The following is a 21,517-nucleotide window of genomic DNA, read 5'->3' as shown; positions in this document are numbered from 1 at the left end:
TTATTTTCCGTTATTTTCGTTATTTCCCTTATGGGATAGTTGGGTAAACTCTTGTACTTGCTGACACAATATGTCCCATAGGTTAAGCTGGGCGTTGACGCTGCCCCACGCATTATGGGGGGTAAAAATCACTCTTGGGTGGTCTTTAAGTGTGAGTAATGGGTCGTTGTCTTTAATCGGTTCATGTTCAAACACATCTGCCCCATAGCCTAATAATTTACCTTGTGTAACAGCATCAGCCACCGCCTGACTATCGACCACGCCACCGCGCGCGACATTGATAATCAACGGTTTTTTTGTCATCTTGGCAATGGTATCGGCATTCACTAAATGCTGCGTTTGCTCCGTCAATGGACAATGCAAGGTAATGACATCGGACTGAGCAAGGACATCATCAAACGCGCTATAGTCGCTATTTCTTGGCGGTTTGTTTTGGTGTTCCGCTATCAATACCGTCATACCAAAGACTTTGGCAATTTCCCCAACCCGTTTGCCAATTGTGCCATAGCCAATAATGCCCAGCGTTTTGCCTTCAAGGTCAATGAGTGGCGTGTCGAGCAGACAAAAGCGGCCATCTTTTTGCCAGTCACCCTTGACCACTTCATGATGATAATGGCGAGCCGCTCGCATGGCTGAGAGTATCAGCATAAAGGTATGTTCGGGGACGCTTTTGACTGCATAGCCTGCGACGTTTTTAACAGTAATGCCGTGTTTGTCACAAGCGTCTTTATCGACGTTGTTCATGCCTGTGGCGGTCAGTTGGATGAGTTTAAGTTTTGGGAGCTGCGCGATAATTTCGGCGGTAAGCTCAACTTTATTGGTGATAACAATATCCGCGTCTTGGCAACGCTCAATGATGATTTTGGGATCATTGGGCGTTTGCGCATAGACTTGATAGTCGCTAAGTCCATGTGGGGTTGTTAATGCCAAATCAGCGGAAAAGGTGGCTCGGTCGAGGAAGATGGCTTTCATAATTTTTATTTCTTAGTGGCTTTATTAAATTTTTGGTCTAACAATTTAAAGGACTTAGTTTTATCATTCCATAGCAAGTAATGGTCAAGATAAACGTCTGTATCATCTGTTCCGCAATATTCATGTTCAATCATTAAGCGACTATCTTTTTTTGATAAAAAGTCACTTGTGGTGATATTTGAGCCCAATGCTAAGTCTGTACAGGTTAATTTTGCATTTTTTCTAGCGCGGTAAGCTAAATCTGCTAACGCATAGACATTGCCTGTCCTTCTATCTATCATTGCATAGTTCACGCAAGCTGTGCCACAACCCCATGAAACAGTGTTATAACTACCTGCAAAATCTGGATTTGAGCTTTGATAGCTCTGTTGAATTAACGTTTTAAACGCTTTTGCATATTGATGACTGTTATAGTTGATGGGAGATTTTTTACCGTTATAAAGCTTAACAGTGTAATCTTTAAAGGTAACTTCTTTGGCATGGGCTTGGAGCGCTAATAGACTAGTGAGCCCAACCAATACGTAGTTTATCGATTTCATTTCAATCTCCCTACCAACAAACAAGGCTAAGTGGAAAACTTAGCCTAAAATTTAGTTACGCCACTGTCACTTTGGCATACGCTTTTTTGCCTGCTTGAATGACCACCGTTTGTCCTGCAGTGAGGGCAAATCCTGCATCCACCACTTGCCCATCCACTTTCACCGATTGGTTTTTCAAAAAGTCTTTGGCTTGCGCTGAGTTTTTTACCAAATTGGCTTGGTTTAACACTTGGGTGATAAATAACTGCGCTTGCCCATCAAGGCTAATCGTCACCTCTGGCAAATCCACTGGCAACTCACCTTCTACCAAGCGATTGCCCGCTGATTTGTGAGCGTTTTCGGCGGCTTCTTTGTCATGGAAACGCTCAATCAGCTCTAGTGCCAAAATACGTTTGACTTCTTGCGGATTGCGCCCGTTTTCAATGTCCTTTAGCAAGGCTTCGACTTCATCCATGGGTTTGAAACTAAGTAGCTCAAAATAACGCGCAATCAAAGTATCTGGCATGGACAAGATTTTTTGGTACATTGAGCCTGCGCTGTCATAAATGCCGATGTAATTGCCAAGCGATTTGCTCATTTTTTGTACGCCATCTAAGCCTTCCAAAATCGGCACGGTGATACAGACTTGTGGCACTTGACCGTAGCGAGATTGCAAGGTACGACCCATGAGTAGGTTAAAGGTTTGGTCAGTACCACCTAGCTCAACATCGGCTTGCATGGCGACTGAGTCATAACCTTGCACCAGTGGGTACAAAAATTCATGAATCGAAATCGGCGTTTGGCTATGGTAGCGTTTTGAGAAGTCATCGCGCTCGAGCATACGCGACACGGTTTGCTGGCTTGCCAAACCAATCATGTCACCTGCCGACATTTTGCTAAACCAGTCGGAGTTAAACATCACTTGGGTTTTAGCGGGGTCAAGGATTTTAAATACTTGCTCTTTATAAGTTTGGGCATTCTCCAAGATTTTTTCTTCAGACAATGGCGGACGAGTGGTATTTTTACCCGTTGGGTCGCCAATGCGCGCGGTGTAATCACCAATCAAAAACAACACTTGGTGTCCCAAATCCTGAAAATGCTTGAGTTTATTGATTAAAACTGTATGACCCAAGTGCAAATCGGGTGCGGTCGGGTCAAACCCTGCTTTGACTCGCAGTGGGCGATTTTCTTTGAGTTTTTTAATTAAATCGTCTTGCGAAATAATTTCGTGCGTACCACGTTGGATGAGTTTTAGTTGTTCTTCTGCTGCTAAAAATCTATGAGTAGAATCGGTCATGCTTACCTCGAAAAAAGCGCGGGTTAAAATGGCTGAAAAAAAAGTGAAGTTTAGCCATTATAGCAAATTTGCAGATAAAATAAGGCAGGCTTTTAGTATGCTATAATCAAGGCACTCTCTACTTTGACAGCCCGAACGAGAATAATTATGAGCCAAACGTTGCCGACTGGACTACCTGCCAACCTGCCTTTTGATGAAGAATTTTTTAGCCATTTTACCGACATCATGGACGATATGATGACGACCAAAGAAGACCCGCTTGCAGACTCGCCGTATGTGATTGGCATGATGGGTGGCACCAGCCTTGACGGACTCGATGCGGTGCTGTGCCAGTTTTATGAGATTGATGAAGACAATGATGAGCCTGTTGAGATTTTGGCGACGGTGAGCGAGCCGTTTCCCGATGATTTACGCGCCGTGTTGTTAGCGCTTACCCAACCAAACGGAGTGGCACAACTCATCGCTGATGATAATTTGGCGTTCGAGAGCGAACTTGATGTATTTGGTTGGGCGAGTGTATTTTATGCTGAGTTTGCCGCAAATTTGGTCAATCAATTGCTCGAGAAAGCGCAGGTGACCCCTGATGAAGTAACCGCGATTGGTTGTCATGGGCAAACCGTACGTCATCGCCCGCAGTGGTCATTTAGTTTGCAACTGCTTGACCCGAATGTACTCGCTGAGCGCACTGCTATTGCGGTGGTGAGCGATTTTCGGCGCCGCGATATGGCAGTGGGTGGACAAGGCGCACCACTCGTGCCTGCGTTTCACCAAGCCATGTTTGCTACACCGCCTTATCATGCCGATAAAGTTATGCCAAAAGTGATTTTAAATTTAGGCGGCATCGCCAATATCACGGTACTTGATGGCAGCGATAATGTGATTGGATTTGATACAGGGGTGGCAAATTTGCTCATTGATGGTTGGTGTCAGCGTCATACCCAACAAGCCTATGATCACAATGGCGATTGGGGGAAATCGGGGCAAGTGCTTGAGCCGTTATTAAATTTGCTTTTGACCCACCCATTTTTTGCCAAGCCGTTCCCAAAAAGCACTGGGCGAGAGGAGTTTAATTTGGCTTGGCTTGACGCTATGCTAGAACAATTGGGTCATCAATTCCCCAATTTGGTGTATTCACCTGCCGATGTACAAGCGACATTGGTGGAGCTTACCGCTAAATCCGTCAGCGATGCCATTGTATCCGTCACTGATGGGGCACAAGGCGAGTTGTTTGTCTGTGGCGGTGGGGCATTAAATGCCTATTTAATGAGCCGCTTACAAGATAATTTAGCCACTTGGAGCATACAAACTACCGACAAAATTGGGTTGTCGCCGTTGTGGGTCGAAGCCGTAGCGTTTGCATGGCTGGCTCAGCAGACGATTTTGAACGTACCGAGTAACTTACCCAGTGTCACTGGGGCAAGTAAAAAAGTAGTATTAGGGCAGGTGTGTTTTTAACACGGCGTGTATTTTTTACGTCGACAATGATATTGATAGCACTGGTATATAGCGCTTAACTTATAACCTTTATACTGGGCTTCAGTCATCTTTGGGTAAGGGCTAATGTTGTTCAACTGGCTAGAGATATATACAATCAACCTAAAGACGTTAAAGTTATTGTGTTTACACTCGTACACTATTTTTGCTAAACTTTCATAAAATGTTATTCAAAAAATATTATTCAAAAATTCGAGCATCAAATGACTACAAAAATTAGCCCAAAAAAGCCCCGCTACGACGAACGCCCTGACCATGAGCGTATTGTCATCACAGGCATGGGAGCCATTACCCCGCTAGGACTCGATGTAGAGAGCACTTGGCAACGGCTCATTAATGGCGAAAGCGGTATCAAAGCGATTAGCCATTTTGACGCCACTGACTACCGCGCACAAATCGCCGGCACAGTGGATGGGTTTGATATCGGCTTGTACATGAACGCCAAAGACGCGCGTCGGTATGACACCTTTGTACAATATGGCGTTGCCGCAGCAGCACAAGCCTTGAAGCAAGCAGGCTTTATCAGTGAGTTGCAAGCCGCGCCTGTACAGCAGGTTGATCCTGACCGTATCGGGGTGATTATCGGCTCAGGGATTGGCGGTATCACCACCATTGAAGATACAGCGGTAAAACTTAATAGCGAAGGTCCGCGTAAAATCTCGCCGTTCTTTGTGCCCTCAGCCATTGTGAATATGGCAGCTGGGCAAGTGGCGATTCGCCATGGGATTAAAGGGTTAAATCTTGCCACTTCTACCGCTTGTACTACAGCCACTCATGCGATTGGCTTGGCGGCACGGTTGATTGCGTATGGCGATGCCGATGTGATTGTAGCGGGGGGCTGTGAAAAAGCCTCAAGCCAACTCGGTATCGGTGGCTTCTCAGCAATGCAAGCATTATCAACCCGCAACGATGCACCGACCAAGGCCAGTCGTCCATTTGACAAAGACCGTGATGGTTTTGTGCTGGGTGATGGGGCAGGCGTGCTAGTAATGGAAAGCCTTGCCCACGCCAAAGCGCGCGGTGCGACGATTCTGGCAGAGTTTGTCGGCTTTGGCATGAGTGATGATGCCAGTCATATCACCGCGCCACCGGAAAATGGTGAAGGTGCGGCTATGGCGATGCTTCACGCCTTGAGTGATGCTGGCATTGCCCCCAGTGACGTTGGCTACATCAATACCCATGGCACCAGTACCCCAGCGGGTGATGTGGCAGAAAGCCGTGCGATTGCGGGTATCTTTGGTGAGAACATGGTGGTAAGTTCCACCAAATCGATGACCGGTCATCTATTGGGTGCTGCAGGCGGTATCGAAGCGATTTTCACCGTTAAGGCGCTGCAACAACAAATATTGCCACCGACCATCAATTTGGATCATCAAGACCCTGAGTGCAAGCTTGACTATGTACCACATACTGCCCGTAAAGTTGACCACTTAACCCATGCGATTTCTAACAGCTTTGGGTTTGGGGGTACCAACGGCTCACTGCTGTTTGCCAAATGGCAGTCACGATAAATGGTAATCACTGCGATAATAGCATTAATCCTTAATCCTTTAACGGTGTGAATTTTGAAAACGGCTATTGAAATTGTAGCCGTTTTTTCGTTAAATGAAGCTATCTTATTTCATCCTTAACGCTGGACACCATTCATGTCAGGATTTGCCTTCTCCCACCAATTTTCAAAGCGCTGGCTTGCCACCCCTACCCCTGTCAAACACGCCATTATTCAAGAACTCGATGATATCGTTACCTTGCTTTACCCCGATACCAACCTTGATGGGTATCAGTTTAGCGTGCCTAATCTGCATGATAAAGTCGAGGAATTACTGGCTATCGAGCGTGACCACCAAGAAAAATTACAAGCGCAAGCACATGAGCGCGAGCTTGAAGAACAGCGCCTAGAACAAGAAAGATTGGAACAACACAGGCTGGAACTGGAGCGCTTAGAAACTGAACGCTTGGAAAAAGAGCGCCTTGAGCAACAACGACTTGAACAACAGCGCCTTGAACAAATACAGTTAACACAAGAAAACGAAAAAGAACGCCAAGCGCAAGAAGAACATCTACAGCGCGAACGCCAAGCACAAGATGACGCAGCCATTGCGCTACTCGAGCAAGAACGCGCCATTGCCAAACAAGCGCATCTAGCAAAACAGGCAAACTCTACACAACCAGCGACGCAAGTATCAACTGGCTCAATCGAGGTCGCGACCCACGAGCTAGATGAACAAGCTCAATCCACGGATACCGCAAACAGCGATGTCACGATTGAGCGCCATCGCAGTGAGATGGTCTATGCCATTGATCACACTGATACCGCTGATAACACTGATAACATTGCTGAGCCGTTAGCTGATGACCCAACAGCGGCCGTGATGACCCATGAAACGAGCGTTACTCACCCACTTGCTGATATTGACAATCCATCTACCGCCACCACGCCCGCTATTGAACAAATCAAACAAGATATCGTCAAACAGCTGCAAGGCTATATCGACAACTATTTGCTCGAATCAATGACGCTGATGAATGAGGATTTGAATCAATGGCTCAAAACCGAAGTGGAAAAACAGCTGACTGTTCGTTTATCACAAAGCCATTAAACAGGCACTTGACTAAAGATATCGTTAGATAACCCATAGTGATGACGGGCTTTAATACATTGCTCGTCACCGACTTGTACCGATTGGCAGGTGCTTGAGCGTTTATCATAGATTTGGCAGGCAACCGAGTTACCAACTTCGCCAGCGAGTGCCACGCATCTGACCGGCTTTGTTTCGGTACCTTTCATACAGGTATAAAAATCATTGACTTTGACCGTCATATCCTCGGGGATGCCGAGTGTCTCGCCTTCTGCCCAATAAAAAGACACCCGATAGTTAGCGCAACATGCGCCACAGTGCATGCAGATATCGCTCTCCGCAGCTGCGATTGATTTAAAAAAAATTTCTGCCATTTTTACAATGCCATGTCATTACCATTGTTAACTACCCGTTTCATCCAAAACGGCTAAAAATTTAATACTAGCCATGCAACACTTTATAAATGGTATTGGCCATCACCTTACCAATGCCATTTACTTGCCCAATTTCATCTTGTGACGCACCAAGCAGCTGCTGCAAGCCGCCAAAATGATTGAGTAACTCTCGGCGGCGTTTTTCCCCCAACCCAGGGATGGCTTCTAGCACCGAGCTTGAGCGGCGTTTATCACGTTTTTTGCGGTGTGCGGTAATGGCAAAGCGGTGCGCTTCATCACGGATATGCATAATCAAATGCAGTGCCTTGCTATCAGCTGGCAAATCGAGTGGCTCACGGTCAATAAAATGCAGTACTTCAAGCCCAGCCTTGCGACCTTCGCCCTTTGCCACTCCGACGAGCAAGGTCTGGGTTAAAATCCCCAGCTCGCTCAGTACGTCTTTTGCCATATTAAGCTGCCCCTTACCGCCATCAATCAGTAATAAATCTGGCAGCGGCTGTTTGCTATAGCGGCGGTTTAATACTTGCTTCATGGCGGCATAGTCGTCACCGCCCGTGATGCCATGAATGGCATATTGGCGATAGTCGCGTTTGCGCAGCCCGCCTTGGTCAGCGACCACACAGCTGGCGATGGTGGCTTCACCCATGGTGTGCGAAATATCAAAACATTCGATACGGTCGAGCGATTTGCCTTGCAGCGCCTCTTTTAATACTGCATTGAGTGCGTTGAAGCGAGATTTAACTTCCAAATAATCGCCCAATTTGGTTTGCAGGGCGTTGTTGGCATTCATTTGGGCAAGGGTGAGCCATTCGCTCCGCTGCTCACGGACTTTAGTTTTTATCGTCACCTTTTTGCCAAAGGTTTCTGTTAAGGCTTCTGTCATCGCGGTTTGGTCGGGCAACTCATGACTTATAATCAACTCTTCTGGCAAATCATCACTGACTTGAAAATAAAACGAGCTGACAAACTCAGACAAATTATCCGCTATGTCGTTTTCACTATCCACATCAGGAAAATAATTGTTACCACCCAAAACCTGCCCATTACGCACATTCATGACATGCACACAGGTAATGCCTGCTTGACTGGCGATGGCGATGATATCGGCTTCACCTTTGACCGTATATACCGCTTGTTTGGCTTGTACTTCGCGTAGCATCGAGAGTTGGTCGCGATACAAGGCGGCTTGCTCAAAGTTCATGTCTTCAGCCGCTTGCTCCATTTTACCCACCAATTTGACTTGCAAATCCGTGCCTTCACCTTTTAAAAATCGAATGGTGTTATTGACGTCATCGGCATACTCTTCGGGTGATACCAGTCCGACACACGGCGCTTTACAGCGTTTGATTTGGTACTCTAGGCAAGGGCGTTGACGCTGGGCAAAAAATGCATTGGTACATTGGCGCACCATAAACATTTTTTGCATCATTAGCAAAGTTTGTTTGGCGGCATGCGCCGAAGGAAAAGGTCCAAAAAATCTGCCTTTTTGGTGCTGTCCTTTACCGCGTCCATAGGCAAGTCTTGGATAAGGTTTATCGGCCGAGATAAACACGTATAGATAGGATTTATCATCACGCAGTAGCACGTTGTAGGGCGGGCGATGCAGCTTAATGAGGTTTTGCTCAAGCAGCAGCGCTTCGGTCTCAGAGCGAGTTATGATTGTTTCGATGTTGTCGATGCGTTGCACCAGCGCCCGCGTTTTGGGGTGGTCGATGGTTTTGGCAAAGTAGCTATTGACGCGACTTTTGAGCGATTTGGCTTTGCCCACATAGATGATGTCGCCATTTTTGCCGAGCATTTTGTACACGCCTGGCAAGTTGGGCAGGCGCTTAATCAAGTGATCCAATCGCGCTTTGCGGTCGGCAGTCGCTGCAGCAATTTCAATGGTTGCAGGGTCAATACTGGGCGTTTTGTTTTTGGGCATTGCTTGTTTACTATTTCACGGTTTTTATACTATATTAAGTTAATTCAATCACTTTTCAATCTTTAAAGTAACTATACTTTTGCATTGAACATTAAACTTTATCGACTTTATGACTCATGGAAATTTAAAGGATGTTATGCCCGCGCTGTGAGCAAAGTAAAATACTTAAAGTCTGGATAAAAAAATTGTCGAAAGAAGCTTTTTTATGTGATGAATGCGAAGCTTTATGGTTTGAAAAAGATAACGTCAATAAACTTACCTTTATTGACTAGGGTAGCTATATGATGACTGTAAATTTACTGCCAATATTTGATGAAATAGATATACTGTCAGAGAAATTATAAACATAAACTAGTTAGAATTTCTGAATCGCAATTTTACAATTAACTCAATTTATCAAGGCAAAATTTATGTCGTCGACCGCGAACGCATTACATTCTGTCCACCAAGGCGCGACGGCAATCATTAGTCATCGGGTCAAGCCTGAGCACCATGTGCATTATCAAATGTGGCTCGAAAAGGTTGATACTCTTTCAAAGCCGTTTGCAGGGTTTATTGATCGCCATGTCATCACCCCGATAGCGGGCAAGACCCAAACCTTTACCGTGATTTTGCGATTTGATACGGCTGAGCATTTGCACACATGGCTGACTTCATCTGAACGCCGCCAGTTGATTGATGAGGTCAAACCTTATTTGCTAGATGATGACAACTATCACGTGCAAAGCGGGTTAGAATTTTTATTTCAGCCACTGCCGACACAAGACCCACACTTGGTCAACGTTTCGCCCCCACCCACGCCAAAACCTTGGAAACAGTTTTTACTGACTTGGTCAGCGATTTTTCCACTGGTCACGGTAATTTTTTGGCTGTACGAACAAGTTGTTAACGCTTTAAATGTTCACCTTACACCGTTACTTGCCAAACTGATTATCACCGGACTGGTGGTGTTTATGATGGTGTATGTGGTGATGCCGCGCTATACTAAGCTGGTTAAAAAGTGGTTATTATCTTAATCCGAACCGCCACTTTTGACACGAATAGTTTGTCCAGCCGGGCGTTTTTTTACCCAATTGATAAATTTTTGCATCTCGGTATGTTCTTTTAGCCGCTCAACCGTATGGTAGTAGCTGGATAATTCTTGGTTGCTAAACACTTCATGCACCTGCGCATGACAAGCAGGACACAGCATGGCGATGTCGTTTTTCATTTCATCACGGCTAAATTCGCGTTTGGTACGGGCTTTGTCGTGGCGGGATTTGGGAATCAGATGATGTTGGGTTAATTCAACTTCATCACGTCCACACAATTCACACGGTGGCGACGGCGCTTTTTCAGCCAAAATCGCCTCCCAGAATGCTGCATCTTCGTTATTTTTTGCTTTACCTTTTGCCATTAATTTGTCACGCTTTGCTATCAGTGGTATCCATCATACAATAGCATTGTTGCTTTGCCAATGGCGTGTTGTGCAATGCTTTTTTCATGTTAAAAACGAGTCTGCCATGTTATCCCATTTATCTAAGCTAAGCCAAACCTTTCAATCTCAAGCCAAAGACTACCTTAATCCGTTTCATAACCCCAAGCTGTTAAAGCAGTTTTTTAACTTTTATCCGCCATATTTTGGGGCGGGTATTCGTGTTGAAAGCCTTGATTTCGCCAACCATCATATTCGGGTGCGTTTACCCTTAAACAAGCTCAATCAAAACATCGTCGGCACCCAGTTTGGGGGTAGTTTGTATTCGATGACTGACCCATTTTTGATGATTTTGTTGATGCAAGCATTGGGCAATGAGTACGTAGTATGGGATAAGTCGGCGAGCATTGATTTTGTTAAAGCGGGCAAAAGCGATGTGTTTGCCGATTTTCACCTTGATGACACCGAAATCGATACCATAAAAGCCTTAGCAAAGGATGGTAAAGCGGTGTTCCGCAACTATGACGTACAGGTGGTTGACGACCAAAATGAGGTGGTCGCCACTGTCACTAAGACCCTGTACATCCGGTTACGAGCCTACAGTAAATCAAAAACCCAAACGGTGAGAATTTAGGCTAAATTCAACAGGCAGAAAAGAATGACAAATTGGCAAAAACTGGGTGGGTTGATGCTGGCAAGTTTATCGATAATGAGCCATGCCAATACGTATGTAGTCGATACTTTAGGCGGTGCTGCGTTGCAACCGATTGTGCAAAATCAGCTCAATCAGCTACCCAATGGCGGTAACGTGATGGTGTATCAAGAGCGTTTGGTTATCAATACCACCCCACAAAACTATGCCAAAGTCCGTGAGCTTATCCGTCAAATTGACCGTATGCCACAGATGCTCACTGTGTCGGTGCGGGTGGGTGAAAATAGCTCAAATTATGAGAACACAGGCTACGGTAATATCAGCGTAATCAATAGTCAAGTGTATATGAATGGGCGATGGCAGAATAACCAAAGCCAAACCATTGGCAATCAGCTGTATCAAGTGCAAACGCTATCGAGTAAACCTGCGAGTATAGGGCTTGAGCAACTCTTGCCAACACAGGCGGTGATTGTGAATGGTCGTCGTCAGGGTTACTATCCCCACGTATTTATTGCAAATACGTTACTATCAGCTAATCAAGGTATTATCGTTATACCAACGGCTTTGTCCAATGGGCAAATTCAAGTGCAAATCGCTCAAGCCAATGATAAATTCGGCTCGCTTGCTTTTGGTAATGGGAATAGCCAAACGGTGGTAAATGGACAAAACTTTTCAAGTACGATTACGGTCAATCCCAATCAATGGACGACCATAGGTTATGTCAATAACGCTGGTCGAACCAGTAGCACATATGGCAATTATAACCAAAATATGCAAACGCCAATTCAAATTATGGTGCGTTAAATTCACTGATAAAAAGGACGTATTTTAAACGCCCTTTTTTTGAATCTTAAAATTAGTCTTTGACTGCTAAGGTAATGGTATAAGTTTTGCCTTGCTTGATTTTATCTGAGTTACCAAACACTTCGGTAAATGAGCGCTTCATAAAATCACGTAAGCCATTGATGGTCACCACATAAAAGCGTGCCCCAGTCTCCATCGCATTGTAGGCATCGAGTAAATACAGATAATGCTGTTCTTTACTGGCTTTGGCAGGTAAGTTACTCATCACTAGGCTAAATTTTTTATCTTTTTCAACATCACGAAAGCCATTCGATAGCTGAACTTGGGCATTATTTAAATGATTTTTTTGGCAGTTAAGTTTGGCATATTCCACCGCCACAAAGTCTTTGTCGATGAGCAAATGCTGTCCGTTTGGGCATTCACGGGCGGCAGTCATACCCAGTACGCCATAGCCACAGCCTAGGTCGATTGAGTGGTCATCGTCTTTGAACTCGATATAGTCAAGCAGCATAAGGCTACCCTCGTCGAGTTTTTCGGGCGAGAAAATACCCCAAGTGCTGGTAAAGTGAAACGGCTTGCCAAGCACATCCTGGCTGAACTGGATGTCTTCGCGCCAGTAGGCAGATTTTTTGAGTAAGTCGGTGGGGATTTTATGGGTCATTTCATTTCCTAAAATTAACACTAATTACATTTTTTCCAATAGCGTTTATACCAAATGGACTTGCCTGTATCGTTTTGGTCATCTCGATATAGCTCAATCAACTCACCCTTTTTTAGCATAAATTCAACTTTACGGTTGAGTACAATATCTTTATCGGTTAAGTTACCGTCATCATCGGTTAGAAATCCACTCTGTACAAATTTTGCTGTTCCTAAAAAATAGTTAGGTTTCACTTGGCTAAATTTAAAATTACTGACTGTTTCGCTTGCTTCCCAGTAATTCATTTGCATAGTGTTCTTATTGATTGATAACGTTAAAACGTGGTCAAAGTCATTTAATTGACAATAGGCTTTAACTTCATTGGACTTGATGTGGCTTTGCCAAGTGCCAACCCACTTTCCTTGAAAGGCTTTTGGAATATTTTCAGCCGTTGCAACATTACTGAGCAATAATAAGGTAACGAACAAAAATTTTTTCATAACCATTTCCTTATAAAATCAAATCACCTTACTAAAGCGATTGCCTTCTTTACTCGCCAAATAAGTATCAAACACCATCGCCACATTGCGCCCGAGCAGTCGCCCTTTTGGCAACACCCGAATCCCTTTGGCATCCATATCAACGAGTTTATCCGCTTGCATCTCGCCCAGTTGGCGGATTTCATCAATAAAATAGGTCATCGGGTCAATACTAAAGCGCGCATTCACATCTTTAAAATCAATATAATCATGGCATAGCAGATTCATAATCACATAACGGCGCAGCAAATCAGGCAAGCGCGTAGAAATCACCTTCACCGCAGGCAATTTTCCCGCATTGATGAGATTTTGATAATCGCTTAAATCCGTTGGATTTTGCAAAATATGAAGACCGATTTGGCTAATCGACGACACCCCAAACCCCAGCAAATCACAATTGCCATGCGTGGTATACCCTTGAAAATTGCGGTGCAATTTGCCTTCACGTTGCGCAATCGCCAGCTCATCATCAGGCTTGGCAAAGTGGTCAATGCCGATATATTGATAGCCTGCGTCAGTCAGCGCATGGATGGTATTACCGAGCATGGTCAGTTTGTCGGCAGGGTTTGGCAAATCCGCTTCATTAATCTGACGCTGACCTTTAAATCGCTCTGGCAAATGGGCATAGTTAAAAACAGACAGACGGTCTGGCGAGATAGCGATTATGCGCTCAACCGTATTGCGCATGCTATCCACCGTTTGGTGCGGTAACCCATAAATCAAATCAATATTGATAGAATGAAACCCAAGGCGGCGAGCTTCCGTCATCACCCCTTGAATCATTTCTTCTGACTGCACGCGATTGACGGCAATTTGTACTTTTTCTTGCAAATCCTGCACACCAAAACTCACCCGATTAAACCCAAGTCCACGCAATATCTCAAGCGTGGTCGGGCGCAATTCTCGCGGGTCAATTTCAATCGAATAATCAGCAGTAGGTTTATTGCTAAAAGTAAATTGGGTTTGCAAAAAGTTCCACAATTCGACCAGCTCATCATCGGTCAAAAAGGTCGGTGTACCGCCGCCAAAATGCACTTGTTCGACGATAGGGTCCCCTTGCATCAAGCTGCGTTTATGCCGAATTTCGGCAAAAAGATACGCTAAATAGTCGCCTGAATCACTGTTTTTCTTGGTGATAATTTTATTGCAGCCGCAGTAATAGCACAGGTGGCGACAAAACGGGATGTGAAAATACAAAGACACTGGCACCCGTGGGTCTTTTTCTGCCAAAACGCGGGCTTCCATGCCGTCAGCAATCGGGGAAAATTCTAGCGCGGTTGGGTACGAGGTATAACGAGGACCTGAGCGGTTGTATTTATTGATGATAGCTTCATTAAACAAATGGGTTTGGGTCGTGTAGCTACGATTGGGATTGGCATACGGATTTTCGATGATTTCGACAGGACGATCAAAGGTGGGCAGTTCGCTGTCAGATAAAGGGCGAGTTTGGTCTGTCATAATAGTCTCGTATAGCGTATAGCGTAAAATTCTCGGAATATTGGTTGTGATTATAACATAGTCATCATAGATCGCCGATTATGAGAAAGCAGATGAATTATGCTATGATTTAGCCGTTTTTTATCAAAAATTGTCTAGTTACTGCCATAAAAAACTGCCTGTCTTGTGTCAAGGTAGCCGCCAAGTGGTTGGAAAAGGATTTTAAAAATGTCGTTTGCTCAAGTATATACGCGCTCGGTGGTAGGTTTAAACGCGCCAAGCGTGATGGTTGAAGTACATTTATCTCAAGGATTGCCCGCAGTCACCATGGTCGGCTTACCCGAAGCAGCGGTACGCGAGAGTAAAGATAGGGTGCGCTCTGCCATTATCAACTCGGGTTTTCAATTTCCCAATCGCAGATTAACTATCAACCTTGCGCCCGCGGATTTACCCAAAGATGGCGCACGGCTTGATTTACCCATTGCTATAGGTATCTTGGCAGCGAGTGGTCAAATTGATGAAACCGTGCTTGCGCAGTACGAGTTTATTGGCGAATTGGCGCTCAATGGCGATTTACGAGGCATTGCTGGGGCGTTGGCAGTATCACGTGCACTCAAGGCAGACCAGCGCACCTTGATTGTTCCCAAAGACAATGCCGATGAAGCGGTCAAAGTCGATGGCGTGAAGGTGTTGCAAGCCGATACCTTGAAAGCCGTGTGCCAACACTTGATGAACGAGCAGCAACTCAGCCAAGCCGAGCATAAGACATCTTACCAATCAGCCAATTATCAGCTAGATTTAGCCGATGTCAAAGGACAACACCAAGCTAGACGTGCGCTAGAGATTGCGGCAGCAGGCGGACATTCGCTACTATTTTGTGGCTCACCTGGGACAGGCAAAACCTTGATGGCATCTCGCCTACCTACCATTTTGCCACCGCTCAACGACCATGAAGCACTCGAAGTTGCCAGTATCTATTCGATTGCCAACAGTGATTATGACTACGGCACACGCCCTTTTCGCCAAGTCCATCATACTACTTCAGCAGTGGCGCTAGTGGGCGGCGGCTCATCGCCCAAACCTGGTGAAATCACGCTCGCCAATCGGGGGGTGTTATTTTTGGATGAGATTCCAGAGTTTGATCGCAAGGTGCTTGAGGTACTCAGACAGCCCATCGAGAACAAAGAAATTGTCATCAGCCGTGCCAACTCTCAAGTGCGCTTTCCCGCCAATTTTCAGCTAGTAGCAGCGATGAATCCCTGCCCCTGTGGCTACTATGGGGATAAATCAGGTCGCTGCCAGTGCCGACCCGAGCAAATCAAACGCTATCAAGAAAAGCTATCAGGACCTTTGCTTGACCGTATTGATTTGCATATTACCGTGCCTGCCCTACCTGCCAGTGATTTGCAGTCAGCACAAAGGGGTGAGTCTTCTGCGGCAGTACGTGAGCGGGTGATACAAGCCTATCAGCGTCAGCAAGCCAGACAGGGCAAAGCCAATAATGAACTCTCCCCCAGTGAACTTGACCAATTTGCGCCGCTTGGCGATGCAGAAAGTCGTATTTTGGCAATGGCACAAAGTCGGCTGAATCTGTCCGCGCGTGGCTATCATCGCGTCCTTCGCGTCGCCCGCACGATTGCGGACTTGGCAGGCAGTGACAATATTCAGACACCGCATCTGACAGAGGCATTAAGTTATCGTAGTCAATTAACGAATGCCTAGTTTTCGTGCCAACTCATCATAGCGCAAGATATAGCAAGGCTATAAAAACGGATGCTCGCGAAAAAATGTGGGCGGCAGGTTATCGTATTGGGTGTCGTTGACGTATTTGGCTTCAAACTGTTTTTTTAGCGCTTTATAATCCGCATTGGCGCGGCACTCATCCCATTTTTGCTTAAAAATTTGTGCAGATTGCGCTTTGATTTGTGCGGATTCAAGCTGCTGTGATTGCTGTGGCAATTGCTCACGCCCATGCGCGCCACTTTGTCCTTTTTTAGCGTCAGGGACAGCGCCGTCATATTTTTTGCCCCCTTTGTGATTGGCATAACGACGCGAGCGCGTATAACCCATTTGGATAAATTTACGCGCCATATCAGCACCGACAAAATCCCCTTGAGCAAGGTAGTCCAAAAACATCGCATAGATAGTATCACTGCTCTCACGCGCAAGTTCCGGCGTAGCAAATCGCCAATGCGGCAAAATCTCGGATTTATACGGCTCTACCAATAATACCCCTTGCTCACCGCGCCCCACCCGATACAACGCTGGATGCTCGCGAAAATTCAGCGTGTCAAAGTTGAGATGATAGTTAAATTCGTGCATGACTCAAAAACTCAGTCAGCGTGGCAAAGTCATCAAAGGTTTGGGTCGGATGATAGTCACGAATATCCTGCCCATAGTTATAGCCATACGATAACCCAAGCGTATCCATGCCCGCATTTTGCCCTGCCAAAATATCATTTTTGGAATCACCAATCATATAGCTTTGAGCGATGCTAAAGCCCAGTTTGTCACAGACGTGAAATAGTGGCATCGGGTCAGGTTTTTTGGCAGGCAAGCTATCGCCACCCAAAATATAAGCAAAAAGAGCTTGCCAACCCAATTTTTCGACAATCGCCGGAACAAAATCAATGGGTTTATTGGTGGCAATTGCGAGGGTATAGCCTTGCTCTTTAAGCTCACGCAACCCTTCGCTCACCCCTGCGTAGGGCTGGGTTCTGACACAGGTGTTTTGATGGTAGTAGTCAAAAAAGAGGGCAAGCGCCTGATTGGTATCGTTTTCAGTGAGATTGGGGTCAATGGTTTGTGAGCCTGATAAGGCACGTTGCACCAGTACTTTGCCACCATTGCCGACCCAGTTGCGGATGACATCTTCGTTAAAGTTGGCTTTGCCAAGCGTGGTTAGCATCGCATTGACGGCATCCGCCAAATCTGGCACGCTATCAATCAACGTACCGTCCAAGTCAAAAATAAGTAATGATTTTTGAGTGATATTTTCCCCACGGGGTGTGGCGATTGGGGTGTTAAGTGATTCCCTAGACATGGTGTTTCCTATCGTTTTTTCACCAAAGTTGATAGGCTACAGTGTAGCAGAATCACCTAAAAATACCATGCAACCGTCCATTAAAATAACCTAACCCTGACAACCAATTCCGGCTAATAGCAGGTTTGACTAAAAAATGTTAGTTTTCGCCATTGCTCGGTTGATAATCTAGTGAGGCATCGGCGATTTCATGGCTAGCCGAGGGATTCAGCGCGCTGTCCTTTTTGACGCCCAGTTTTTGATAACGCACATCTTCACCAGTAATACAAAAAATCAATTGCTCAGCGATATTACGCGCATGCGCACCAATACGCTCTATCGAACGCAGCACCCATAAAATATCAATGACTTTTGCTACATAGCGACCATCTTCCATGATGTAGGTCATCATCGCACGTGACGCGGATTTATACATCGCATCAATTTCATTATCCTGCTCTATTACTTGGTAAGCGCCTGTTGCATCAAACTTAGCAAAAGCTTCTAGCGCATTTTTTAGCATCATCTGCACAAAATTACCCATTTGATGCGCTTCATGATACCCAATCGGTGATTGACCTTCACGGGTGGCACGGCGCGCCATCTTGGCGATTTTTTTGGCTTCATCACCAATACGCTCAATGTCAGCGCCACATTTGCTCACTGCCATGATTAGGCGTAAGTCGGTAGCAGCAGGTTGACGACGTGCCAATACTTTGACCACCAAATCATCAAGCTGCTGCTCAGTAAAGTTGATTTCTTTGTCACCATCAATGACATCTTCGGCAAGCGCCACATCACTTTTTACCAAAGATTCAATTGCTTTGGTGAGATTAGCTTCTGCCATGCCACCCATTTTTAAAAACAAATTGACCAAGTTTTGTAAATCTTGGTCATAACTTTTTGATAAATGCTCACCAATTAAATTCATATTTCCCTTCCTAACTCATGGATTGTGACTCATGGACTGTGCAAAATTTTTATTAAAAAAGCCGTTAAAGAAAAGCTAACTATAACTAAAAATTACGACAAAATGATGAAAAATACCGAGCCTATCTGCTGATATTGCATCATATAAACCGAACAAAAGACCTAACAAAGATTTCAATGTCATCAAACTTTAACATAACCGTAACAGATTTGACATTTTGTTACATTAATATGGCAACAATTTTTCAGCTTTGGATGATTTAAAACGCGACATATTGGTTGGCGACACCCTAAGCTAATTTCCCATCTTCCCTGACAATCATCTTATTTGTCCATCAAGGAATTATTATGAAACTATCACATTTAATCGTCAGTGTGGCATTCGCTGCTGTAGGCGTACAAGCCAATGCTGTCAACATCACAGGTGCGGGTGCAACCTTCCCACAGCCTGTTTACTCAAAATGGGCAAGCGATTATCAAAAAGCAACAGGCAACCAAGTAAACTATCAAGGTATCGGCTCTTCAGGGGGTATCAAACAAATCCAAGCAAAAACGGTTGATTTTGGTGCCACTGATGCGCCCATGAGCCCAGCAGAGCTAAATGCCAGCGGCTTAATCCAATTCCCCGCAGTCATTGGCGGTATCGTACCTGTAGTCAACATCGCTGGCGTCAAACCCGGTCAATTAAAACTATCGGGCGCCGTCCTTGCTGACATCTATATGGGCAAAATCACTACTTGGAACGATGCACGTATCCAAGCATTAAACCCAGGCGTTGCCCTACCTGCCGCTAAGATTACCACCGTTAACCGCTCAGACGGTTCAGGTACCACTTTCGTATTTACTAACTACCTAAGCCAAGTATCAAGCGATTGGAAATCAAAAGTAGGCGCGGACAAAACCGTTAAATGGCCCAATGCTTCAGCAAGCGTGGGTGGTAAAGGTAACGAAGGCGTATCAAGCAACGTACAACGTGTTGCAAACTCCATCGGTTATGTTGAATACGCTTACGCAAAACAAAACCGTTTAGCTTATACCCAACTTCAAAACCGCGCCGGTAAATTTGTACTACCAGATGATTCAACGTTTGCAGCAGCATCAAACATTAACTGGGCACAATATCCTGGTTTTGCAGTGACTATCACTAACATGCCAGCAGCAAACGCATGGCCAATCTCTGCAGCGACGTTCATCCTTGTACCCCGTACGGGCGGTGCAAAAGCCAAAGAAGCGCTTAAATTCTTTGACTGGGCATTTACTAACGGCAATGCACAAGCAACTGCACTCGACTACGTTCCTCTACCTGCCGGTACTAAAGCTGCGGTTCGTAAAGAATGGACGAAAGTTAAATAGTTATTTGCGTCAGCTTACTACGCAAATTAACCCTGCCAATTGGCGGGGTTTTTTAGCTTAAAATTTTGCCAAAAAAAGCATCATATCAGCTGATTATCTAGCACTTTGACCGTCTCATCGGTCAGATTGCCCGCAGCTTTTTGTAGGTCAATATAGGCATTTAAATAATCAAAATACGCATTAATCAAATCGCGTTTGGCAGCGTGATATTGGCGCTCTGCCAGTAGTGTATCCACCATCGAGCGCACCCCCAAATCATAGCCTGTTTTTGACGCTTGGGCGACGCGGCGATTGGCCTCCACTGCAACTTGCTGGGCTTTAATCGTGGCACGCTGTGCGACCAAATTTAGATACGCTTGGCTAGTCTGAGTCATGGCGGCTTGGTACACATAAGCGAGGCGACTTTTTGCCGCTTGCGCTTGCAAAGTGCCTTGCTCAACGCCTGCGCGTGTCCGCCCACCGGTATAAAACGGGAAATCCACTTCCACCCCAAAGCTATAATTGGTGCCATCAATAGCGCTAACATTATTATGGGTATAATCTTGCCACCCCACATTACCTACCAAATCGACACGGGGATAGATATTGGCTTTGAGATAATCGACTTGTTTGTTGGCAATCGCCACTTGGGTTTGTGCTAGCTGAATATCGAGATTATTATTTTGTGACTGCTGCATCCAGTTTTCGATACTTTGACTTGCCACCAGATTCAAATCAGGCGGTAATTTGATAGCATCTAGCTGATTGATTGGTTGACCGGTGAGCAGTGATAACTGCTGTTTGGCATTTACGATTGCCACGTCATTGTTGGCAATAGAGGCGCTGACGCTTTCAAGCCTTGCACGGCTTTCTTCGGTATCTACGCGCGCCACTACCCCTTGCGCGAGTCTCGCTTGCATCATGTCATTTTGTGCTTTGAGTGCGGTGAACTCGGCATTAAGGCTATCTGTCATCGCTTCAGCGCGCAATACATTGAGATAGGCTTTGCTGATTTGCTCGATTAGTTGTTGGTGCTGCTGTAATAGCTGGATGTCATTGGCTTGACTGGCGAGCACGGCTTTTTCATAGTTTGCCCATTTATCAGCACGAAACAAGGCTTGGCGCAGTCCGATACCAACTTGGCTTGCGGTATTACCCGTGTCCGGGATGTTATCGTCTTTGGGATAAAACTGATTATGTTTGACACTGCCTTGTAGTCCCACTTGCGGCAGCATATCGCCAAACGCTAGCTGCACATTTTTTTGCGTTGCCAAATAGTCATATTGCTGCCCTGCCCAATTACCATTGGTGCGCTGGGCTGCACTATACAATTCCCACAAATCCTTTGCCATCACGGCTGGGCTGAGGGACATCGACCCTATCAATGACACTGCTATCGCCCCTAACCGCCATCGGGCGCTAGTCGCTTTACGATTCCACAAACAGATGCATTCCATATCAATAATTACAACATTTTCAACAACCAAGGAGCCTCTATCATACCGATAGTTGTCAAAAAAATCAGTAATTTAGTGCAGTAAATCATCGGTACAAAATGGCTAAAAATC

General features: G+C 45.4%; 21 protein-coding genes. 8 read left to right on the top strand and 13 right to left on the bottom strand.

The annotated features are described in order from the left end of the window. Genes RTJ53_RS04220 through tyrS form a run of 3 tightly spaced genes read right to left on the bottom strand, consistent with a single transcriptional unit; the run spans nt 1 to nt 2,787 of the window. Nucleotides 1–972, bottom strand: coding sequence for a D-2-hydroxyacid dehydrogenase (locus RTJ53_RS04220; RefSeq protein WP_312275987.1), 972 nt, complete (start codon nt 970–972; stop codon nt 1–3). Nucleotides 973–977: 5 nt separating this feature from the next. After that, entirely contained in the window at nt 978–1,511 is a 534-nt protein-coding gene (locus RTJ53_RS04215) for a hypothetical protein (RefSeq protein ID WP_312275986.1), read from the bottom strand. A 55-nt stretch (nt 1,512–1,566) separates the two neighbouring features. After that, nucleotides 1,567–2,787 carry a tyrosine--tRNA ligase gene (gene tyrS / locus RTJ53_RS04210; RefSeq protein WP_312275985.1) on the bottom strand — a complete coding sequence of 407 codons (1,221 nt, stop codon included), beginning with the start codon at nt 2,785–2,787 and terminating at the stop codon, nt 1,567–1,569. A gap of 225 nt (nt 2,788–3,012) precedes the next feature. Here tyrS and RTJ53_RS04205 point away from each other — a divergent pair, with 225 nt between their 5' ends. The 3 genes from RTJ53_RS04205 (at nt 3,013) to RTJ53_RS04195 (ending at nt 6,881) form a co-directional block, all read left to right on the top strand. Next, on the top strand, nt 3,013–4,242 hold the full coding sequence (locus RTJ53_RS04205) for an anhydro-N-acetylmuramic acid kinase (protein WP_312276213.1): 1,230 nt from the start codon (nt 3,013–3,015) through the stop codon (nt 4,240–4,242). Nucleotides 4,243–4,484: 242 nt separating this feature from the next. After that, on the top strand, nt 4,485–5,792 hold the full coding sequence (gene fabF / locus RTJ53_RS04200; RefSeq protein ID WP_312275984.1) for a beta-ketoacyl-ACP synthase II: 1,308 nt from the start codon (nt 4,485–4,487) through the stop codon (nt 5,790–5,792). A gap of 135 nt (nt 5,793–5,927) precedes the next feature. Continuing rightward, complete coding sequence (locus tag RTJ53_RS04195; protein WP_312275983.1) at nt 5,928–6,881, top strand: hypothetical protein; 954 nt, start codon at nt 5,928–5,930, stop codon at nt 6,879–6,881. Here RTJ53_RS04195 and RTJ53_RS04190 read toward each other — a convergent pair. Next, entirely contained in the window at nt 6,878–7,234 is a 357-nt protein-coding gene (locus RTJ53_RS04190; RefSeq protein WP_312275982.1) for a YkgJ family cysteine cluster protein, read from the bottom strand. The genes RTJ53_RS04195 and RTJ53_RS04190 overlap by 4 nt on opposite strands. Nucleotides 7,235–7,301: 67 nt before the next feature. Beyond that, on the bottom strand, nt 7,302–9,179 hold the full coding sequence (uvrC, locus tag RTJ53_RS04185; protein ID WP_062333150.1) for an excinuclease ABC subunit UvrC: 1,878 nt from the start codon (nt 9,177–9,179) through the stop codon (nt 7,302–7,304). A gap of 410 nt (nt 9,180–9,589) precedes the next feature. On the opposite strand from uvrC, the gene RTJ53_RS04180 reads away from it, so the two are divergent. After that, a complete protein-coding gene (locus RTJ53_RS04180) occupies nt 9,590–10,195 on the top strand; it encodes a putative antibiotic biosynthesis monooxygenase (RefSeq protein WP_312275981.1) in 606 nt (201 codons plus the stop codon). Here RTJ53_RS04180 and RTJ53_RS04175 read toward each other — a convergent pair. Then, a complete protein-coding gene (locus tag RTJ53_RS04175) occupies nt 10,192–10,575 on the bottom strand; it encodes an HNH endonuclease (RefSeq protein ID WP_145988447.1) in 384 nt (127 codons plus the stop codon). The genes RTJ53_RS04180 and RTJ53_RS04175 overlap by 4 nt on opposite strands. 106 nt (nt 10,576–10,681) lie before the next feature. Between RTJ53_RS04175 and RTJ53_RS04170 the strand changes: the two genes are divergently transcribed. Together RTJ53_RS04170 and RTJ53_RS04165 are read left to right on the top strand one after the other, a co-directional pair. After that, on the top strand, nt 10,682–11,227 hold the full coding sequence (locus RTJ53_RS04170) for a DUF4442 domain-containing protein (protein WP_312275980.1): 546 nt from the start codon (nt 10,682–10,684) through the stop codon (nt 11,225–11,227). Between the two features lie 24 nt (nt 11,228–11,251). Further along, complete coding sequence (locus tag RTJ53_RS04165) at nt 11,252–12,049, top strand: hypothetical protein (RefSeq protein WP_312275979.1); 798 nt, start codon at nt 11,252–11,254, stop codon at nt 12,047–12,049. 52 nt (nt 12,050–12,101) lie between these two features. Here the strand turns inward: RTJ53_RS04165 and RTJ53_RS04160 are convergent, their stop codons facing one another. Genes RTJ53_RS04160 through hemN form a run of 3 tightly spaced genes read right to left on the bottom strand, consistent with a single transcriptional unit; the run spans nt 12,102 to nt 14,686 of the window. After that, nucleotides 12,102–12,710, bottom strand: a complete 609-nt coding sequence (locus RTJ53_RS04160; RefSeq protein WP_312275978.1) for a class I SAM-dependent methyltransferase — start codon at nt 12,708–12,710, stop codon at nt 12,102–12,104. A gap of 20 nt (nt 12,711–12,730) precedes the next feature. Beyond that, nucleotides 12,731–13,189 (bottom strand): hypothetical protein, encoded by a 459-nt coding sequence (locus RTJ53_RS04155; protein ID WP_312275977.1) that lies wholly within the window; start codon nt 13,187–13,189, stop codon nt 12,731–12,733. Between the two features lie 18 nt (nt 13,190–13,207). Continuing rightward, nucleotides 13,208–14,686 (bottom strand): oxygen-independent coproporphyrinogen III oxidase, encoded by a 1,479-nt coding sequence (gene hemN, locus RTJ53_RS04150; protein WP_312275976.1) that lies wholly within the window; start codon nt 14,684–14,686, stop codon nt 13,208–13,210. Nucleotides 14,687–14,893: 207 nt separating this feature from the next. Here hemN and RTJ53_RS04145 point away from each other — a divergent pair, with 207 nt between their 5' ends. Then, on the top strand, nt 14,894–16,387 hold the full coding sequence (locus tag RTJ53_RS04145) for a YifB family Mg chelatase-like AAA ATPase (RefSeq protein ID WP_312275975.1): 1,494 nt from the start codon (nt 14,894–14,896) through the stop codon (nt 16,385–16,387). Between the two features lie 39 nt (nt 16,388–16,426). Here the strand turns inward: RTJ53_RS04145 and RTJ53_RS04140 are convergent, their stop codons facing one another. The 3 genes from RTJ53_RS04140 to phoU all read right to left on the bottom strand — a co-directional run bounded on the left by RTJ53_RS04140 (nt 16,427) and on the right by phoU (nt 18,618). Continuing rightward, the gene (locus RTJ53_RS04140) at nt 16,427–16,987 is read right to left on the bottom strand and encodes a DUF4385 domain-containing protein (RefSeq protein WP_076775610.1); all 561 of its coding nucleotides are present in this window, start codon (nt 16,985–16,987) and stop codon (nt 16,427–16,429) included. Next, on the bottom strand, nt 16,974–17,708 hold the full coding sequence (locus RTJ53_RS04135; protein ID WP_312275974.1) for a phosphoglycolate phosphatase: 735 nt from the start codon (nt 17,706–17,708) through the stop codon (nt 16,974–16,976). Before RTJ53_RS04135 ends, RTJ53_RS04140 begins: the two co-directional genes overlap by 14 nt. A 139-nt stretch (nt 17,709–17,847) precedes the next feature. Further along, the gene (gene phoU / locus RTJ53_RS04130) at nt 17,848–18,618 is read right to left on the bottom strand and encodes a phosphate signaling complex protein PhoU (RefSeq protein WP_312275973.1); all 771 of its coding nucleotides are present in this window, start codon (nt 18,616–18,618) and stop codon (nt 17,848–17,850) included. A 347-nt stretch (nt 18,619–18,965) separates the two neighbouring features. Here phoU and pstS point away from each other — a divergent pair, with 347 nt between their 5' ends. After that, nucleotides 18,966–19,970 (top strand): phosphate ABC transporter substrate-binding protein PstS, encoded by a 1,005-nt coding sequence (gene pstS / locus RTJ53_RS04125; protein ID WP_224054732.1) that lies wholly within the window; start codon nt 18,966–18,968, stop codon nt 19,968–19,970. A gap of 80 nt (nt 19,971–20,050) precedes the next feature. On the opposite strand, the gene RTJ53_RS04120 is transcribed toward pstS, so the two are convergent. Continuing rightward, on the bottom strand, nt 20,051–21,322 hold the full coding sequence (locus RTJ53_RS04120) for a TolC family protein (protein ID WP_312275972.1): 1,272 nt from the start codon (nt 21,320–21,322) through the stop codon (nt 20,051–20,053). Between the last annotated feature and the right edge of the window lie 195 nt (nt 21,323–21,517).

This window comes from Moraxella sp. CTOTU46711 (assembly GCF_031975715.1).
GTDB lineage: Bacteria > Pseudomonadota > Gammaproteobacteria > Pseudomonadales > Moraxellaceae > Faucicola.
The sequence above is the reverse complement of the archived record's forward strand: the minus strand, read 5'-3'. Positions and strand labels throughout refer to the sequence as shown.

What these genes read in the sequence shown, in the direction of transcription:
- phoU (WP_312275973.1), bottom strand. Translation starts at nt 18,618, where the DNA reads ATGAATTTAATTGGTGAGCATTTATCAAAAAGTTATGACCAAGATTTA.
- RTJ53_RS04120 (WP_312275972.1), bottom strand. Translation starts at nt 21,322, where the DNA reads ATGTCCCTCAGCCCAGCCGTGATGGCAAAGGATTTGTGGGAATTGTAT.
- RTJ53_RS04165 (WP_312275979.1), top strand. Translation starts at nt 11,252, where the DNA reads ATGACAAATTGGCAAAAACTGGGTGGGTTGATGCTGGCAAGTTTATCG.
- RTJ53_RS04135 (WP_312275974.1), bottom strand. Translation starts at nt 17,708, where the DNA reads ATGTCTAGGGAATCACTTAACACCCCAATCGCCACACCCCGTGGGGAA.
- RTJ53_RS04190 (WP_312275982.1), bottom strand. Translation starts at nt 7,234, where the DNA reads ATGGCAGAAATTTTTTTTAAATCAATCGCAGCTGCGGAGAGCGATATC.
- RTJ53_RS04175 (WP_145988447.1), bottom strand. Translation starts at nt 10,575, where the DNA reads ATGGCAAAAGGTAAAGCAAAAAATAACGAAGATGCAGCATTCTGGGAG.
- hemN (WP_312275976.1), bottom strand. Translation starts at nt 14,686, where the DNA reads ATGACAGACCAAACTCGCCCTTTATCTGACAGCGAACTGCCCACCTTT.
- RTJ53_RS04155 (WP_312275977.1), bottom strand. Translation starts at nt 13,189, where the DNA reads ATGAAAAAATTTTTGTTCGTTACCTTATTATTGCTCAGTAATGTTGCA.
- RTJ53_RS04170 (WP_312275980.1), top strand. Translation starts at nt 10,682, where the DNA reads ATGTTATCCCATTTATCTAAGCTAAGCCAAACCTTTCAATCTCAAGCC.
- fabF (WP_312275984.1), top strand. Translation starts at nt 4,485, where the DNA reads ATGACTACAAAAATTAGCCCAAAAAAGCCCCGCTACGACGAACGCCCT.
- RTJ53_RS04160 (WP_312275978.1), bottom strand. Translation starts at nt 12,710, where the DNA reads ATGACCCATAAAATCCCCACCGACTTACTCAAAAAATCTGCCTACTGG.
- RTJ53_RS04220 (WP_312275987.1), bottom strand. Translation starts at nt 972, where the DNA reads ATGAAAGCCATCTTCCTCGACCGAGCCACCTTTTCCGCTGATTTGGCA.
- RTJ53_RS04180 (WP_312275981.1), top strand. Translation starts at nt 9,590, where the DNA reads ATGTCGTCGACCGCGAACGCATTACATTCTGTCCACCAAGGCGCGACG.
- RTJ53_RS04145 (WP_312275975.1), top strand. Translation starts at nt 14,894, where the DNA reads ATGTCGTTTGCTCAAGTATATACGCGCTCGGTGGTAGGTTTAAACGCG.
- RTJ53_RS04195 (WP_312275983.1), top strand. Translation starts at nt 5,928, where the DNA reads ATGTCAGGATTTGCCTTCTCCCACCAATTTTCAAAGCGCTGGCTTGCC.
- RTJ53_RS04215 (WP_312275986.1), bottom strand. Translation starts at nt 1,511, where the DNA reads ATGAAATCGATAAACTACGTATTGGTTGGGCTCACTAGTCTATTAGCG.
- RTJ53_RS04205 (WP_312276213.1), top strand. Translation starts at nt 3,013, where the DNA reads ATGGACGATATGATGACGACCAAAGAAGACCCGCTTGCAGACTCGCCG.
- uvrC (WP_062333150.1), bottom strand. Translation starts at nt 9,179, where the DNA reads ATGCCCAAAAACAAAACGCCCAGTATTGACCCTGCAACCATTGAAATT.
- pstS (WP_224054732.1), top strand. Translation starts at nt 18,966, where the DNA reads ATGAAACTATCACATTTAATCGTCAGTGTGGCATTCGCTGCTGTAGGC.
- RTJ53_RS04140 (WP_076775610.1), bottom strand. Translation starts at nt 16,987, where the DNA reads ATGCACGAATTTAACTATCATCTCAACTTTGACACGCTGAATTTTCGC.
- tyrS (WP_312275985.1), bottom strand. Translation starts at nt 2,787, where the DNA reads ATGACCGATTCTACTCATAGATTTTTAGCAGCAGAAGAACAACTAAAA.